The sequence below is a fragment of the Micromonospora musae genome (genome assembly GCF_003626635.1).
Lineage (GTDB): Bacteria > Actinomycetota > Actinomycetes > Mycobacteriales > Micromonosporaceae > Micromonospora > Micromonospora musae.
Window position 1 is genome coordinate 590,886 of the sequence record NZ_RAZT01000001.1, and the last position, 16,360, is coordinate 607,245.

12 protein-coding genes are annotated in these 16,360 nt (G+C 70.6%); 4 read left to right on the forward strand and 8 right to left on the reverse strand.

Annotation, left to right across the window (positions count from 1 at the left end; translation table 11 throughout):
• The first annotated feature begins 46 nt into the window (after positions 1-46).
• A complete protein-coding gene (locus D7044_RS02675; protein WP_158609331.1) occupies positions 47-652 on the forward strand; it encodes a TetR/AcrR family transcriptional regulator in 606 nt (201 codons plus the stop codon).
• Between the two features lie 6 nt (positions 653-658).
• Here D7044_RS02675 and D7044_RS02680 read toward each other — a convergent pair whose 3' ends face one another.
• From D7044_RS02680 to D7044_RS02705, 6 genes are all read right to left on the reverse strand, one after another.
• Positions 659-1,471, reverse strand: coding sequence for an alpha/beta hydrolase (locus tag D7044_RS02680; RefSeq protein WP_120687843.1), 813 nt, complete (start codon positions 1,469-1,471; stop codon positions 659-661).
• A 136-nt stretch (positions 1,472-1,607) separates the two neighbouring features.
• Entirely contained in the window at positions 1,608-3,056 is a 1,449-nt protein-coding gene (locus D7044_RS02685; RefSeq protein WP_199716417.1) for a hypothetical protein, read from the reverse strand.
• A gap of 164 nt (positions 3,057-3,220) precedes the next feature.
• Positions 3,221-4,396, reverse strand: coding sequence for a glycoside hydrolase family 3 N-terminal domain-containing protein (locus tag D7044_RS02690; protein WP_233564843.1), 1,176 nt, complete (start codon positions 4,394-4,396; stop codon positions 3,221-3,223).
• A 95-nt stretch (positions 4,397-4,491) separates the two neighbouring features.
• Positions 4,492-5,088 carry a TlpA family protein disulfide reductase gene (locus D7044_RS02695; protein ID WP_120687846.1) on the reverse strand — a complete coding sequence of 199 codons (597 nt, stop codon included), beginning with the start codon at positions 5,086-5,088 and terminating at the stop codon, positions 4,492-4,494.
• Positions 5,085-5,516 (reverse strand): hypothetical protein, encoded by a 432-nt coding sequence (locus tag D7044_RS02700; RefSeq protein ID WP_120675956.1) that lies wholly within the window; start codon positions 5,514-5,516, stop codon positions 5,085-5,087. The genes D7044_RS02695 and D7044_RS02700 overlap by 4 nt, the downstream gene beginning before the upstream one ends.
• Positions 5,517-5,619: 103 nt before the next feature.
• On the reverse strand, positions 5,620-7,638 hold the full coding sequence (locus tag D7044_RS02705; RefSeq protein WP_199716418.1) for a M6 family metalloprotease domain-containing protein: 2,019 nt from the start codon (positions 7,636-7,638) through the stop codon (positions 5,620-5,622).
• A 389-nt stretch (positions 7,639-8,027) separates the two neighbouring features.
• Here D7044_RS02705 and D7044_RS02710 point away from each other — a divergent pair, with 389 nt between their 5' ends.
• The 3 genes from D7044_RS02710 (at position 8,028) to D7044_RS02720 (ending at position 12,397) form a co-directional block, all read left to right on the forward strand.
• A complete protein-coding gene (locus D7044_RS02710; RefSeq protein ID WP_233564844.1) occupies positions 8,028-10,064 on the forward strand; it encodes a hypothetical protein in 2,037 nt (678 codons plus the stop codon).
• Positions 10,065-10,403: 339 nt separating this feature from the next.
• Positions 10,404-10,922 carry a SigE family RNA polymerase sigma factor gene (locus D7044_RS02715; protein ID WP_120687848.1) on the forward strand — a complete coding sequence of 173 codons (519 nt, stop codon included), beginning with the start codon at positions 10,404-10,406 and terminating at the stop codon, positions 10,920-10,922.
• Positions 10,919-12,397, forward strand: a complete 1,479-nt coding sequence (locus D7044_RS02720) for a hypothetical protein (protein WP_147434567.1) — start codon at positions 10,919-10,921, stop codon at positions 12,395-12,397. The genes D7044_RS02715 and D7044_RS02720 overlap by 4 nt, the downstream gene beginning before the upstream one ends.
• Before the next feature lie 85 nt (positions 12,398-12,482).
• Here the strand turns inward: D7044_RS02720 and D7044_RS02725 are convergent, their stop codons facing one another.
• Both D7044_RS02725 and D7044_RS02730 read right to left on the reverse strand, forming a co-directional pair.
• Positions 12,483-13,439 (reverse strand): cation diffusion facilitator family transporter, encoded by a 957-nt coding sequence (locus D7044_RS02725; RefSeq protein ID WP_120675945.1) that lies wholly within the window; start codon positions 13,437-13,439, stop codon positions 12,483-12,485.
• A 106-nt stretch (positions 13,440-13,545) separates the two neighbouring features.
• Positions 13,546-16,134: a M14 family metallopeptidase gene (locus D7044_RS02730; RefSeq protein ID WP_147434568.1), complete on the reverse strand. Its 2,589-nt coding sequence runs from the start codon at positions 16,132-16,134 to the stop codon at positions 13,546-13,548.
• Between the last annotated feature and the right edge of the window lie 226 nt (positions 16,135-16,360).

The following is a 16,360-nucleotide window of genomic DNA, read 5'->3' on the forward strand; positions in this document are numbered from 1 at the left end:
TAGCGCAATGTGTACGCGCGTTCAAATAAGAGCTATCCTGGCGCTCATGTCCAGACCACGGGGCTTCGTCGAGGCCGACGTCCTCGAACGTGCGATGCAGTACTTCTGGACAAACGGGTACGAAGCGACCTCGATGAGCGCCCTCACCGGACACCTCGGGTTGCATCCCGGCAGCCTCTACCGCACCTTCACCGACAAGCACACCCTCTTCCTGCGGGCACTCGAGCACTACCGGGACACCCACACCCGCCAGCTGGCGCCGACGCTGCTCGCGGGCGGCCCGGTCCTGCCCCGCATCCGCAAGGTCCTGATCGACTACCTCGACGCCGCCGCCGACGAGTCCGTGCCGCGCGGGTGCATCGCGGTCAACACGGTCGGCGAACGGCTGCCCCGGGACGAAGCCGCCGGGCGGATCGTCCAGGAGATCCTGGCGCTGGTGGAGGACGGGTTCCGGCAGGGCCTGGAAGCCGCCGCGCGGCACGGTGAGATCCCCGCCGACACGGACGTCGCCACCGAGGCGACCATGCTGATGACCCTGCTCCAGGGCCTACAGGTCGTCGTCAAGGCCGAGCGGGACCCACGCCGGCTCACCCGGATGATCGACGCCGCGCTGACCCGGCTCGCCGAGCCGGTGCGGCACGTCGACGCCTGACTTCGTTCAGTGCCCCTTGAACACGTCGTCCAGGAAATCGGCGCTCGCCTCGATGAGGCCACCGATGTCCGAGCAGCCGACGAAGCAGTGGTCGGCGCCGGGCACCGGGTGCAGATCGCAGCGCACGCCCTGGGCGCGTAACGCCTCGGCCAGCCGTTCGCTCTGCTCGAACGGGACCAGCTGATCGTTCGTGCCGTGCATGTTGAGAAACGGCGGCGCCCCCGCGTGCACGCGGTGCAGCGGACTCGCCCAGGCGGCGAGGTCACGCCGCTCGGCGGGTGGCCCACCGAGCAGCAGCGCCGGCGGGGTGAACGGATACGGGTCACCGGGAGGGGTGACCAGGTCGATCACGCCGTACCAGTTCACCACCGCCTGGATCGCCGTGTCACCCTCGCCGACCAGTCCGGCCATCGCGGCCAGGTGACCTCCGGCCGACTCACCCAGCACGGCGAACCTGCCCGGGTCCAGCCGCAACTGGCGCCGGTGGTGGCGCAACCACCGGATCGCCGACTGCACATCGATCAGCTGGGCCGGGTACTGCGCCTCGAGGGAGAGCCGGTAGTCCACGTCGGCGACCGCGTAGCCACGAGCGAGCAGCCGTTCGTGGAAGCCGAACGGCGCGACGGAATCGGGCAACCCCACGCGGCTGCCCTCCTGCCAGCCGCCGCCGTGCACCCACAACACCACCGGGAAGGGACCCGCTCCGGGTGGGAGATGCAGGTCGAGGTGCAGCGGTCGAAAGCCCGTCGGTGCGGAGACCGTGCAGTTGGCGTACGTCACCGTGGGTCGCTTCGCGGGCGGCGGCCAGAACTCAGTCACGACAGGCGATCCCATCCTCGGCGTGCTCCCGGAGCCATCGACGCACACGATACCGAGCGGGCCGGTGTCGGCGCTGCCTCGCGGCGTCCGGTGGCACTCGTACCACCGGACGCCGCGACCCGACCCGTCGCAATGGTCAGGGGGCGATCCCGACGTTCTCGATCCGGCTCCAGCTCCGCTCCTGGCCGGCGGTCATGGCCGGCCAACGCAGCCCGCCCGGGCGCGGGTTGACCCGCGAGGCGTAGGGGGCGGGACGGAACCGCGGCTCGTAGAAGCAACCGGTGCCGTAGCTGCGGTCGAAGCCGGCGCAGGAGGCCGCGATCGAGGTGGGTGTCGGCTTGCGGCCGGTGCGCACCCACCCGTCGAGCGCGGAGATCGAGGCGGCGTACTCGGCGTTGCTCAGCTCGCTGTGCTCGGACTCCCGGGTGAAGGTCTGCACCAGGTGCTCCTCCCGACCGGCGCCCTGCAGACTGGCGCGGTAGGCGGCCTCGTGCTCGACGAACGCCGTCGGGTCGTCGATGGCGTGCAGGGTCAGCACCGGAATGGAGACCTTGCCGGTGAGGTCACTGTCGTAGGAGAGGTCGCGTCGGGCGGTCGGGTCGGCGGAGAAGCGCTGCACGCCGGCGTTGAGCGCCGCGTCGTCGTGTGAGCCGGCGTAGCGGACTCCCTCGTTGCTGAACGGGTTACGCCCGCCGAGCCGAGCGTGGACGATGTCGCGGAAGGTGAAGGTGGCGAACCGCAGGTGCGATTCCAGCGTGCGCTCCGGCACGCCCGTCACGGCCAGGATGTCGTCGAGGTTGCGCTGCTGCGACGCCGTACGCTCCAGCGGGTCGGAGGCGTAGCCGGTGCACTCCTGCAGGCGGGCGCGCAGCCCGTCGGTGGTCATGGTGGAGTCGGCTCGCAGGCCCTGCCAGAGCGGGTACTGGGGCTCGCTGGGTCGGGGATGGTTCTGGCAGTAGTACTGGTAGACGACGCGCAGGTCGACCCGGTAGTCGTAGCCGCGCGAGCCGCCGCCGAGGACGCCGCTGGTGAGCAGGGCGCCGTCGTACGGCCCGCGCGCCCCGGCGTAGGTCTCCACGACCTTGGCGGCGACGTCTCCGCCCCACGACTGCCCGTGCACGTACGTCCGCTTCGGCTTGCCGAACTCGGTGACGAAGAGGCGGCGGAGGTTCTCGGTGTCGGTGGCGGCCATCCGGGTGCCGTAGCCGCCTCGGCGGTAGGACGAGCCGGCCCAGGCGTAGCCCTCGTCCACCATGACCGCCCAGCGGTCCAGGTCCTCGACGCTGCGCTGCGGGTCGGACGTGTCGCCCAGGTCCGGCCCGCCGTGGGCGTGCACGACGAGCGAGCGGTTCCACCGGTTGGGGATGGCGATCGCGTAGTAGGCCCCGTTGACGTCCTGGCCGGTGTAGCAGGTGGCCTTGCCGGTCAGGTTCGCGGGACACTCGGTCACCGCCGGAGGTGGCGCGTCCGCCTGGGCGGCGGGCGCGACGGTCAGGGCGCCGACCAACGCCGCGCCGAGCAGGGTGACCAGCCCGAGCGGGCGGCGGGACCGGCGGGCAGGTCGGGTGGTTCTCGACGTGATCACGGCAGGGCTCCTCGTCCTCACCGGCGCATCGATGCGCCTCGCTGCGAGGTTAGGCAGGGTCTCCGGCAAACGTGATCATTGCGTTCATACTGTTCATCGACGCTCTCTTCACCCGGGACACATCGTCGCGTCGGGCGCGGCGGGAACCAGCGGGCAGCCTCGGCTCAGCCCTTCGGGCGGAGCGCGTCGACCCGGGCAACCGCCTGGTCGATCCGCTCCTGAGTGAGCTGCCCGCGGCGGACCAGGTCGACCACCGCGTTCACCGTCTTGTCGACGATGCCCGGGTCGAACACCTGCTGGTTGGCGAAGACGAGCAGGTCGACGCCGGCCTGCAATGCCCGGCGGACGGCGTCGGCGGAGCCGTGCCGGCGGGTGATGGCAGCGGCCTGCATGTCGTCGCTGACCACCGGGCCCTGCCAGCCCAGTTCGCCGCGCAGCAGCTTCGTGACGGTTGCTGGCGACAGTGACGCGGGCAGGTTCGGATCCAGCTGCTTGTTGAGCACGTGCGCGACGAGCACCGAGTCCGCCGCGCCCGCCCGGATCAGTCGCCGGAACGGTTCCAGCTCGACGGGCTTCCAGGTGGAGCTGACGTCGACGACCTCGAAGTCGGTGTTGCCGGCGGCGCTGCCGATGCCCGGGAAGTGTTTGAGCGAGGTCTTGACGCCCGCAGTGCGGTGGGCGTGGATCTCCTCGGTGGCGTTGCTGACCACGACGTCGGGGTTCGCGGAGAAGCTGCGGTCGAGCCGTCCGATCGCCCGGCTCTCGGGGTTGACGTTCAGGTCGACGACCGGCGCGTAGTTGAGGTTGACACCGATTCGCGTGAGGCTCGCGACCAGTCCCCGCGCCCACTCGCGCGTCGCCGCCGGCGAGTTCTCGGCACCGATCTCGGCCTCGGACCTGGTGGCGGGAAAGCCGTTGTCCGGCTTCAAGCGGGAGGTGCGTCCACCTTCCTGGTCGATCGACACGATCAACCGGCGGCCCGGCGCGGCGTTCTTCAGGTCCCGGATCAGCGTCGTGACCTGCTGCGGTGAGCGGATGTTGCGTTCGGTGTCCGTCCGCAGGTCGCGGTCGAAGAGGATCACCCCGCCGAGGCCGTTGCGGATCGCCCTGATGATCCAGTCATCGCGACCCACGGAGTCGCCGCGGAAGCCCACCACGAGCAGACTCGCGATCTTCCGGCGAAGCGCTGCCTCATCCAGCTGTCCGTTGGTGGTTGGGTGGGTCGGCTGTGGTGTGGGGGGCGTGGTGGACTGGCTGGCCTGGCAGGCCGTCAGCGCGGCCACGGCGGCCGAGCCGGCTCCCGCGAGCAGCAACCGGCGCGGCATACGCACTCTGTCCACGACCGCACGCTACGACCCACCCAGGCCCCGGCGACGAGCGAACGCGAAAGTCTCACCCATTCGATGTGGGGGTTGATCCGTCGTCTCGGCACCGGCTACGAGGCCAGCACCAGTTCGCGGAGCTTGCCGTCGAGCGCCGCCGCGTCCACCCCGCCGGGCCAGCCCCGCAGCAGCGCGCCGCCCTTGGCGATCACCACCACGGTCGGAGGTTCACGCACGGCGTACGACCGCGCGATGGCGCCGTCCTCGTCGAGCACGACCGGATACTCCACCCGGTGCTCCCGCAGGTACTGCTGCAACTCCTGCGGTTCGTCCTCGGTGGCCACCCCGACGAAGACGACCTTGTCCCGGTGGGTGCGGGCCAGTTCGCTGAGGGCGTCCTGTCGTTGGGCGCAGAGGGTGCACCACGAGCTGAAGAAGGTCAGCACCACCGGACGGTCGGCCCACAGGTCGGCGAGGGTGACGGGGCTTCCGTCGGTGAGCGCGCCGGTGACGGCGGGCGCGCCGGGCAGCCCGGACGGGGCCGGGCGCAGCGCGAGGTTCGCCGGCGCCGGGCCGGGCAGCGCCGCCGCCCCACCGGCGACGGACTCCGGCTGGGCCGGCGCGTCCTCACCACCGGAGCAGGCGGCCGAGGAGAGCGCCACCGACAGCGCCAGTACGACGGCGGCCAGCCGGGCGTACCCGCGGGTCATGAGGGCACCACCGCGACCAGCGCCGGCCCTTCGCTGTCGTTCGGGGTGAGCGCGATCGGCGGGTGCCCGTCGACGACCAGCTGGTAGGCGCTGCGATCGGCCACCGTGACGGGGACGGCGAACTCGCAGTACGTGGGCACGCGCTCCACCTCCAGGTCCTCCTTGAAGGTCGCCACCGAGGTGCCCGGCGGCAGGGCGCCCTCGGCCAGGGTTCGGCCGTCGGCGTCGATCACCTGGAACGGCGACCGGTTGTGGAAGTGGGTGTAGGGGCCGGTGCCGGCGCACTCCACGCCCTCCGGCCGGATGTTGATGTCCCGGACGAGAACCCGCACGGTCGTCGCCGAACGGGCCTCCTCGGCGTCGCCGCACGCGGTCAGCGCGCCGGTCGCCAGCGACGGCAGCAACAGCGCTGCGAGCAGACGCCGCATCAGTCCTCCAGATCGTTCGGTGGCCGCAGGCCCGGAGCGGTGGGCAGGTGATCATCCCACCGCCCCGGGCCTGCGGGCAGGTCTCCCGTCGCGCCCTGGGGCGTCAGCCGAGCTGCGCGCGGGGCCGCTCGACCCGGCACTGGCTGGTGACGGTCTTGCTGGGGTCGCTCTCCGAGGTGGCGGTCAGCGTCACCAGGGTGGTCGGGCTCGCCTTCTTGCTGGCGCCCACCGACACGTCGACCGACGTCTTGTCGCCGAACTCGGCCGTGGCCAGTTCGTTCGGCAGCTCGACCTGCCAGCCCTTGCCTCCGACGCTCGCCGAGAGCCGGTACACGTCGGACTTCAGGTACGCGCTGGCGTCCTCCGGGTGCGGCTGCCCGCCGGCCACGTACCGACCGGTGTTGGTCAGGTCGAACGAGCAGGTCGCGCCCTTGCCGCTCGGCTTGCCCCGGGTCTCCAGGTGGCCCTTGGACAGCTTCACGCCGTGCCGGCTCGGACCGGCGCCGTCCAGCGAACGGACCGCCACCGTGTACGACAGCACGCCGGCGCGGTCCCGGCGGAGGTTGAGCACGTAGAAGTGCAGCCGGTTGGCCTCGTCCACGTACTCGTACTCGCTGCCGGAGTTGGCGCCCGCGTGGAACAGCGCGTCGGAGAGCTGCCGGTAGTCACCCATGGTGATCTTCTGCGGGGTGCCGTCCGGCTGGTAGAAGTCCACCATGTCGATGTCCTGCGGGTTGGCGTCGACGACCCAGACGAACGGCGCGCTGTCGGCGTTCTTCGTCTTGCTGATCAGTACGCCGTTGTCGGGCGTGAACGAGTCTGCGCCCATCCGGTCGACGACCTCGACGGTGTAGTTGTTGTAGCGGCCACCGTCGCAGAGCGGGTCGGTCGCCACGGTGCACGCCGGTGAGCGGTCGGCGTCCATGGCGATGTTGATGCCGGTCAGCCCGTTCTCACCCGCGTCCACCGCGCGGGCGGTCACGTCGGCGACGACCATGCCCGACGTGCCGAGCGCCTCCCGCGAGAGCCGCAGCGCGTGCTCCTCACCGAGCAGCCCGATCTTCAACTTGTCCCGCAGCGTGTGCAGCGACCCCATGGATCCGCCGTTCACCGGCGGGATCTGCCAGCGGGTGTGCGGGCCGCCGGGGCCGTTGAACGAGCCGCGCGACATCATGCTCCAGATGCCGGTGTACGCGCGACGCAGTGGGGTGCCGTACGGGTTGTTGTAGTTGTCGCCGATGCTCAGCAGGTGGCTCAGCTCGTGGGCGTAGACGCCCATGCCCGAGCTCTCCGCCTGCGTCGACGAGCCGCCGCCCGCGTTCGGCCAGATGGTGGCCGCCGCCTTCCAGGACGTCCAGGGGACGTAGCGGGTCGACGCCCAGTTGGGCAGCGCGGGGTCCGGCGGGCCCCAGGCGTCCGGCACGTCCTCCTTGGTCTGGAACATCATCTGGCCGAACTCCTGCCAGGTGGAGGACTCGTCCTGGCCGGCGGAGAGGATGAAGACCAGCTCGAAGCTGTCGGCCACCTCCTCGCCGACCGCGGCGCGCCAGGCGCCCAGACCGTCGGTGCGGATGTTCTTCGCACACGTGTCGCCCGCCGGGCAGGCGCCGGGGTTGAAGCCGTTGTCGATGCCGTACTGGTAGGACTTCGCCGGCATCTCGTACGGGCCGAAGCCGGTGAGGTCGACGCCGTAGCGGCCGTTGGAGTCCTGCATCCAGTACTCGTGCAGGGTGTGTCCCTTGTTCAGGTCGCCCGGCTTGTTGAGGAAGTCGGTGTAGAACTGCGAGACCTGGGTTCGGGGCACGTTGGTGGCGCTCGCCTGCGGGTTGCCGAAGACCGTCGAGCCGGCGGGCTGGGTGATGACGAAGGGCTGGTCGACGTAGTCCAGGGTGACCAGGGCGATGTTGAAGTTGCGGACGGATCCGCGCACGTTCGGGTCGGCCCAGTTCTTGCCCGGAACCCGCTTGTAGTCGTCCCAGGTCATCGAGTCCGGGTTCTGCCAGTTCTGCGGATCGATGGCCTGGAAGGGCGCGGGACCGTCCGGCGGATGGCCACCTGGTGCGGCGGTGGCCGGCCCGGTGGCGCCGGTCGCGACGAGGACGGTCGCGACTGAAGCGGCCATCACCGAACGCCACACCGCGCGCCTGGAGGGCAGAAGGTGCATCAGATCACCTCTCAGGTCGGGGGTTGGAGAAGGCGGGGCGATCGACGGCCGATGACGCTCACCGTCCACATGATCACTCCAAGTTTCGAATCTAGGAGTCGACCCGTCCCCGGTCACTGTGCAGATGTCGGCACGTGGACCGGGTCGCGTTCCGACACCTGCAGGAGACGGGTTTGCGTCGGTTCCACCGGCACGTCGGAACCGACGGCCTCGCAGTTGGATCACCTCTTGCCGATGGCCGGTACCGGGCGTAGGAAGAACACCACCCCGCACCCGGTCCGCGCCCGCCTCCGCCTCGCACCTCACCGGGTGTCCATCCACTGAGTCCACCGTCGAAGGAGATGCGTGTGACGATCCGCAGCCGGCTCCGTCTTTCCGTGTCCGCGCTGGTGACCGCCGGTGTCGTGCTGCTCGGCACGGCCGCCGCCGCGACCCCGCCCGGCGGTCCGACGCATCCCGCCACCAACGGCGACTGTGATCCGATCGACCCGACCGCCTGCCTGCTGCCGTTCCCGAACGACTACTTCACCGTGCCCGATCCGGCCAGCCCGACCGGCAAGCGGGTGCGGCTCACGGCCGACGCGATGCCGTCGAACGTGCAGGGCGTCCCGATCGACCCGACGGAGTGGAACCGGCAGGACGGGTTCAGTCCCGGCTCACCGATCCTCGTGCACGTGCCCGGCCTCGACGCGGCGGCCACCGGGATCGCCCCGGTCACCGACATCGGCCGCTCGCTCGCCCCGGACGCGCCGATCGTGCTCGTCAACAGCGCCACCGGCGAACGCACGCCGTACTGGGCGGAGCTGGACGCGCACGGCACCGGTCAGCCCGACCGGCAGCTGCTCATCATCCGCCCGGCGGTGGCGCTCGCCGAGGGCACCCGGTACGTCGTGGGCCTGCGCGGCATGCGCGACGCGCAGCGGTCGGTGATCCCCACGCCGAAGGCGTTCAAGTCCTACCTCACCGGCGCCGGTCTCGGCCGCCGGGATCCCCGCGTGCCCCAACTGAAGCGAGTCTTCGCCGACCTGAGCCGAGCCGGCGTCAAGCGTCACAACCTCTATCTGGCCTGGGACTTCACCGTGGCCAGCCGGCAGGGTCTGACCGGGCGGATGTTGAGCATCCGCGACAGCGCGTTCGGCGCTCTGCGCGCCGCGGCACCGCCGGTCACCGTCAGCCAGGTCACCGACTACACGCCGGAGCAGGACCCGCGGATCGCGCGGCAGGTGGTCGGCACGGTCGGCGTGCCGTCGTACCTGACCGGCGACGGTGGCCCCGGCTCGCGGCTGCACTACGGGCCGACCCGCGGCGACGGGACGCCGCCGACCAGGTACGCGCTGCCCACGCCGTCGGGTGCGACGGTGCAGGCGGACTTCGTCTGCAACATCCCGCGCAGCGCCTCCGCGTCCCGCCCGGCACACCTGTCGCTCTACGGCCACGGGCTGCTCGGCAAGCCGACCGAGATCAACGCCGGCAACGTCAAGACGATGTCGGCCACCTACGACTTCACGTTCTGCGCCACCAGTTGGATCGGCATGGCCGACGCCGACGTTCCCTACGTGGCCGACACCTTCGCCGACCTCAGCGCCTTCCCCGCCGTGGTGGACCGCCTGCAGCAGAGTTACCTGAACTTCCTCTTCCTGGGCCGGGCGATGATCCACCGCAAGGGGTTCGCCGCCGAACCGGCGTTCCAGGACGCTCACGGACGGCCGCTGATCGACGTGGCGGGCGGCCTGCACTACGACGGCAACAGTCAGGGTGGGATCAACGGTGGCGCGCTCACCGCCATCGCCCAGGACTGGACCCGCTCGGTGCTCGGCGTTCCGGCCATGAACTACTCCACGCTGCTGCAGCGCAGCGTGGACTTCGCCCCGTTCCAGCAGATCATGGACGGCTCCTACCCGGATCGCGCCGACCAACAGCTGATCTTCGCCCTGCTGCAGATGCTCTGGGACCGGTCGGAGGCGAACGGGTACGCCCAGCACATGACCGAACGGCCGCTGCCGCGCACCCCCGCACATCAGGTGCTCATGCACGTGGCCTTCGGCGACCAGCAGGTCTCCCCCGCCGCGGCCGAGGTCCAGGCGCGCACCATCGGCGCTCGACTGCACAGACCTGCCCTCGCCGCCGGCTGGTCGGCCGACGTGAAGCCCTACTGGGGCATCAGGCCGATCGCGAGGTACCCGTACACCGGCTCGGCGATCGTGATCTGGAACAGCGGCGCGGCGTACGCGCCACCGACGACGAACCTCGCCCCGGCCGGTCCCGAGTACGGCGACGACCCGCACGAGTTCCCGCGCGCCCAGCCCGGAGCGCAGCAACAGAAGGCGACGTTCCTGCTCACCGGCAAGGTCATCGACGTCTGCGCCGGTCGACCCTGCGCATGACTCGGGCCCGCCCGACGCGGCACGCGCCGCGTCGGGCGGTTCGCCGTCGACCGAGGTCTCGGCGCGCCCGGCCCTCGAGAGCCTCCATATCCCATTTCGGGAACTCCGGTTGCTCCGCTGCCCGCTGCCGGAGACCGCCGCTGACCTGCTCATCGCGTCGCCCTCGCCGGCCTGGGCCGTGCCCACCGGTGGGCCCCTCCCATCCGTAGCCGCGCTCGCAGTGGTCGGTGTACGTCGAGGCCTGTCAACCTTCGGGCCCCCTTCCGCGTCGTCTTCGGTGACAGCGCGGCGGGCGGGGAGGGAGCGGCAGGATGGGCGGTCACGGCGAGGGGGCGGCGGGTGGATGACGGCGGTTTTCGCGAGTTCGTCGAGGTGCGCTACGGCGATCTGCTGCGAACGGCGTACCTGTTGACCGGTAGCCGGGACACGGCGCAGGACCTGGTGCACGACGCCCTGCTCAAGGCGATGCGGCATTGGCGCACGGTCGATGACCCGATGGCGTACGTGCGCCGGTCGATGGTCAACGAGCGGACAAGTCGGTGGCGGCGATTCGGGATGCGCGAGCTGCTGACCGCGGCCGTGCCGGATCGGTCTCGCCCGGACTCCACCGAGGCGGTCGTTGTTCGGGACGAACTGCTGGCGGCTCTGGATCAGCTGCCCGCGCGGATGCGGGCGGTGCTGGTACTGCGGTATTGGGAGGACCTTTCCGAAGCTGAGGTCGCGGCGACGATGGGCTGCTCCGTCGGGACGGTGAAGAGCCAGGCCGCGCGTGGGCTGGCTCGGTTGCGTGCGGTGCTGCAGCCGGCCCCGGTTGCTCGGCCGGGGTTCGGTGGCGAGTTGATGGGGGATCGGGCATGAGCGTGGACGAACTGCGTACCGGGCTGGCACGGATCGCGGAATCGGTGGTGCCGGACGAAAATCCGTACGGCCGGTTGCTGCGTCACGCCCGACGGCGCAAGCGCCGCCGACTCGCCGGCCTGGGAGCGGCGGTGGCCGGCGTTATCGCCGCGGCGCTGCTCGGCCCGGTCACACTCGGTGCCGGATCGGGCGGCCAAGACCCGTCAGGCGATTGGGTGGCCACCGGCTATCCGATCACCTCGGACTGGGAGTGGCGGCTGATCAACTCACCGACGCGAGGGAGCCTGGCCGCAGACGGGGATCTCATCGAGGAGTTGACCAGGCTGTTCGACCGGAACCGCGCCGAGCTTCGGGTGTCCGAGTCACTGCCGCAGGTCAAGGTGCTCTACGCCGACGAGTCGGCCGGGTTCCGGCAGATACTGGTCGTCTATCACTCGGACACGGCCGCTGCTCTGGTCGACCAGAAGGTTCCGGCGGGCACCCCGCCTCAGCAGGCCCTGCGCAACCACACCGGCTTCGTCAACGGGCGGGTGAGCCCGTTCAGCGTGATCGATGCCGCGTACCTGCAGGGGCCGGAGGCACAGGCATTCCTGGGTCTCGCTCCGGCCGGCTGCATCGTCTCGGTGGCGGACGGAGCCGTCGTGGGCGCGGACGGAGCCGTACGCCGGCGGTGGGAACCGTCGCCGACGGGTGACTACGTCGTCCTGGATGCGTCGCGGGTTCGCGGGTGGTGGCGGGTCGAGTGTGAGGGGCAGGTCCGGGTGGAAGAGCCGGTGGGCGACCGCAGCGACGTCATCCGTGGCGAAGGTGGCCGGTACCAGCCGACCGAGCTGGCCGACGCCCTGCCTGCCGGAACTACCTCCAGAAGAATGGACGCGTGGCGGGCCGAGCGGTTTGGCGGCGTCTCCTACCGGACGCTGATGGACATGACCGGCCTGCCGTCCACCCCTGACCCCGTGGTCCGCTGGTCCGGACGCTTGGACGGCGAAGGCCATCCGGAGGCCGCCGTCGTCGGCCCGGCCTCGGGCACCGGCCCTCTCGTGCTGCACGTGGGAGCCCAGGGAAGCCTGCTGGCACTCGCCGGGCCCGGCAACATCGCTTCGGAGGACGCTGCGGGAGAAGACCTCTCCAGCGCCAAGGTCTCACTGGTCGCAACGGCGGTCGCAACCTCGGCGAAGTTGGCCGCGGTCCGGGTGCCGGCTGCCTCCGGCGGGCACGCCGTGTTGACGAATCGGCTGCTGGTCGTCCCACCACCCGGGGCGGCCCGCGTCGATGCCGTCGCCGCCGAAGCTCCTGGCGGGGTGCGGGCTTCGGCAGAGGTCCGAAGCGGTGCGGCCGTACTCACGCTGGATGTCGGTGCGGAAGTCACCCTACGCGCGCTGGACCGCACCGGCGCACTCCTCGCGTCGGCACCTCTCCGGGAGCTGGCCCGCGGCGAGCGCATCTTCAACGAACCACTGGTCCACGCCTGGTAGCGACCTGCCGGCCCGGCCCCGCCTCTCGGTAGCCGGGCTGGCAGGTGTCCGCAGGCGACGCCGCCGCGACCCACGTCCCGTCCGGTCAGGTCGGCGAGGTGGGGCGTACCTCGGATCCGCCGCCTCCGGTCGGGTCGAGGAAGACGTAGCGGATCGTCGGGAAGAGCTCAAGGAGGCGCCGCTCGGCCTCGTCGGCGGCGACCTCGACGTCGGTGCTGCTCGCCGTCGAGACGAAGTCGACCTTCGCGGCGACGAGAATGCTCTCCGGGCCGAGGTGGAGGGTGAGCAGCTCGTGCACGCGCTCCACGGCGGGCACGGCGAGCAGCTCGTGCCGGATCCTGGCCCGTCCACGCGCCGGCACCGAGCGGCCGATCAGCAGGGTGATGTTGCTGTAGCCCAGGATCCCGGCGACGCAGATGAGCAGCACGCCGATGGCTATCGACGCGAGGCCGTCCCAGAGCGGATCACCGGTCAGGTGGGTGAGGCCCACTCCGGCGGCCGCCAGCGCGAGGCCGACCAGGGCTGCGGAGTCCTCGAAGAAGACGGCCCTGGTCGGGGTGTCGGAGCCCTGCCGCACCAGCAGGAGCGGGTGGACGACGAAGCGCCGGGCCCGGGCCCGGATCTGGCGGACCGACCGGGCCAGCGAGATGGACTCGAGCACGGCGGCGACGGCGAGCACGAGGTACGCGAGGAGCTGTTGCTGTTGCCGGTCGGGGGACCGGATCGCCTCGACGCCCTCGTCGATCGAGAGGCCGCCGCCGATCAGGAAGGTGGCGACGGCGGCGAGCAGCGCCCAGACGTACGTCTCCCGGCTGTGCCCGAACGGCCGCTCCTCGGTGGGTGGCCGGGCGCCGCGGCGTAGGCCGACGAAGAGCAGCACCTCGGTGGCGGTGTCGGCCAGCGAGTGCATGGCCTCGGCCAGCATCGCCGCCGAACCGGAGACGAACCCCACGATGCCCTTCGCCACCGCCACACCGAGGTTGACCAGGCCGGCCAGCACGACGGTGCGGAGATTCCCTCCGGATTCTGGCGATTCGGGCATGCCCGCAGCTTATTGCCCGACGAGTGGCCGGATCGGACAGTCGGTCAGACCCGGGGACGGCGTGGCGGCCGGGCGCGTGCGCGCCCGGCCGCCACGGGCTGTCAGGTCAGCTCTGACCTCCCAGGTACATCGCGTTGAAGAGCAGGCGGTAGGTGCCGTGCGACTGCGCCCGGTGCTGCGGCTTGAAGCCGATCATCACCACCTGGCCGTCGCCCACCTTGGCCGTCACGACGGCGGCCTTCCCGCCGATGACGTCCTCACCGAGGAGGAAACCGCTCTTGAGCAGGTTCGACTCCGGCCAGGTGGCCGCCACCGAGACGCCCTTCGCGCCCTCCTCGACCTCGAACGCGGGGCCGTCCGCGACGAACGCCGCCGTGTTCGAACCGAATCCGGAGCCGACCGGGTCGCTGCCGTCGACGTTCAGGTTCAGCACCGAACCGGGGATGTTGTACTGGGTCTCCTCCACCCCCTGCGTGACGTCCCTGACCGGCACGTCGAACGCCTCGATCGGCAGCTGGGCGGCCCGGTTCAAGGTCACCACGGTGCCGCCGGCCTCGACGAACGCCTTCAGGTTGGCCACGCCGGCGTCGGTCATCCCGCCGGTGTACTCCGCGGGCAGGGAGCCCGCGGCCCGGCCGTTGCGCATCGAGTTGTACGTGGCGTCGGGCAGCACGATGGTGTCGAACTTCGCCCGCAGGTCACCGGCGCGGACCGTCGCGTTCGTCAACTTCTCGTACCCGAACCCGAACTGCTCCAGGATGAGCCGGGTCCAACCCTCGTCGTAGTTGTTGTACCCGTCGTACAGGCCGACCCGCGGCGCGGCGATCTTGGTCACCTTCTTCGGCTTCGCGTCCACCGCCGCGATGCTCAGGCCCAACCTGGTGGCCAGCTCGGTCACCCGCGTGTCGGTGCCCGCCCCGGGCGTGACCAGGAAGGTCCCGGCCGGCAGCTTGCCGGTTCGGGTCTTCACCTCGCCGTCGCTACGGGAGACCTTGTCCCCGGCGGCGAGCAGCGCGTTCACCGCGGTCGCGCTGTCGTTGACCCGGGGGTCGAGGGCGTACGCGTGCTTCGGCGCGCCGGCGACCACACCCGCCGGCACGGTCGGCCAGTCGACGTCGACGGTGCTGGCGCGCACCTTCTCGTCGAGCTTGTCGACGGTCACGCCCATCTGGAACGACAGGGTGTAGCCGGTGATGTCGTACGGCGGCTCCAGCGGGCCTCCGGGGTAGAGCCGCCGGTCCGGGTACTTCTGCGCGTTGAGCAGGTCGAGGACCGCCGCCCGGTAGGGCTGGGCCTCACGCACCAGGTAGCTGCCGGCCGGGTAGGTGCGCTCCCCCACGACGAACGAGTCCGTGGCGCGTTCGACCCGGACGTTGTTCCACCGCAGCTTGTCCACCAGCTTCGTGGCGGTCGGGAAGTCGGCCTGGTCGGCGGGGATCACGTAGGTGGTCTTGGCGCCGTTCTTGGCACCGTCCCGGGCCATCTTCGCCACGCCGGCGAGCAGGGCCTCCCGGTCGTCGCTGGCGACCCGCAGCATCGCCCACGACGCCGTCTTGATGTATTCGCAGCTCTGCGACAGGTGCCACTCCCCACCCTTCCAGGGGCTGGGGTAGAAGACCGACGGTTCGCTGGTCGAGGTGCCGTCGGCGAACGTCTTCGGGAAGCTCGCCGGGTCGTAGTAGCGCGGCGTCGCCGAGGCGTGCGCCGTCTCGGTCAGGATGCCGATCTGGTTGTGGTAGTACGGCGCGGTGCGGGCGCCGCCGTTCCACCAGATGTCGTAGGACTGGCGGGCCAGCGCGCCGCCCTTGTCCTCGCGCTCCAGCCGCTGGCCCATCGCGTCACCGACGAGGTTGACGCCCCGGACCACCTGGGGGTGGATGTTCGGGTTCAGCGGGTCCTCGTAGGGCGGGATGCTGATCCGGGCGGGGAAGACCGCCGTCTGGTGCACGTTGTGCATGACCTGCGGGATCCACTCGTGGAAGAGCTGGCGACCGACGTTCTGGGTCTCCTGCAGGTTGAACATGTACCAGTCACGGTTGTTGTCGTGGCCGGCGTACTTCTGGTACAGCTCCGGATAGCCGGCGTCCTGGTACGGGCCGCCGAGGTTCTTGCGGTACCACTCGGCGACCTTCGTCCCGCCGTCCGGGTTGACGTTCGGCACCAGCAGGGTGACGACGTTGTCCCGGATCGCCTGGGCCTCGGGGGTCTCGCTGGTGACCAGGTCGTACGCGAACTGCGGCGCGGTCTGGTGTCCCGCCACCTCGGTGGAGTGGATGCCGAAGTCGACCCAGGCGACGGCCTTGCCGGTCTTCGCCAGGTCACGCGCGTCCTTCTCGGAGAGCTTGTCGCCCTGGGAGAGCCGTACGGAGGTCTCCCGGTAACGCTCGAGGTTCTCGTCCTTGAGGTTCTTCTCGGAGGAGACGATGGCCATCAACTGCGGCCGACCCTCGCTGGTCTTGCCGATCTCGACCAGCTTCATCCGGTCGCTGGCCTTGTCGAGCTTCCGGTAGTAGTCGGCGATCTGCTCGTAGGTGGCGAGCTTGAAGTCGGCGCAGGGCACCCAGCCGAGCACTGCTTCCGGTTTCGGTACCCGTTTGTCGGCGGTGGCCACGGATCCGGACGTCAGCACCGGCGCACCGATCATCGCCAGTACGCACGCGACCGGAACCGCGGTACGAGACAGTCTTCGTTTCACCAGACATCCCTTCACGTTGAACGACGAAAAAGGGACCGAGAGGGCGGCCGCGCCACATCGGACTCGATCGATTCAACAAGCTTCGATCGATTTGAGGAACGGCCGGGCCCGCACTAGAGCAAATCTTGAGCCTCGCCGGAGCGGCACCCGGGCCGCCCGGGCGGCGATATCCGGTGGAGTGTGCGGATTCCGCGCCGACGATTCGACGGGAACGGTCGATCAGGGA

Coding starts and splice junctions, on each gene's coding strand:
- D7044_RS02675 (WP_158609331.1), top strand. CDS start 47: ATGTCCAGACCACGGGGCTTCGTCGAGGCCGACGTCCTCGAACGTGCG.
- D7044_RS02695 (WP_120687846.1), bottom strand. CDS start 5,088: ATGACCCGCGGGTACGCCCGGCTGGCCGCCGTCGTACTGGCGCTGTCG.
- D7044_RS02700 (WP_120675956.1), bottom strand. CDS start 5,516: ATGCGGCGTCTGCTCGCAGCGCTGTTGCTGCCGTCGCTGGCGACCGGC.
- D7044_RS02705 (WP_199716418.1), bottom strand. CDS start 7,638: ATGGCCGCTTCAGTCGCGACCGTCCTCGTCGCGACCGGCGCCACCGGG.
- D7044_RS02720 (WP_147434567.1), top strand. CDS start 10,919: ATGAGCGTGGACGAACTGCGTACCGGGCTGGCACGGATCGCGGAATCG.
- D7044_RS02725 (WP_120675945.1), bottom strand. CDS start 13,439: ATGCCCGAATCGCCAGAATCCGGAGGGAATCTCCGCACCGTCGTGCTG.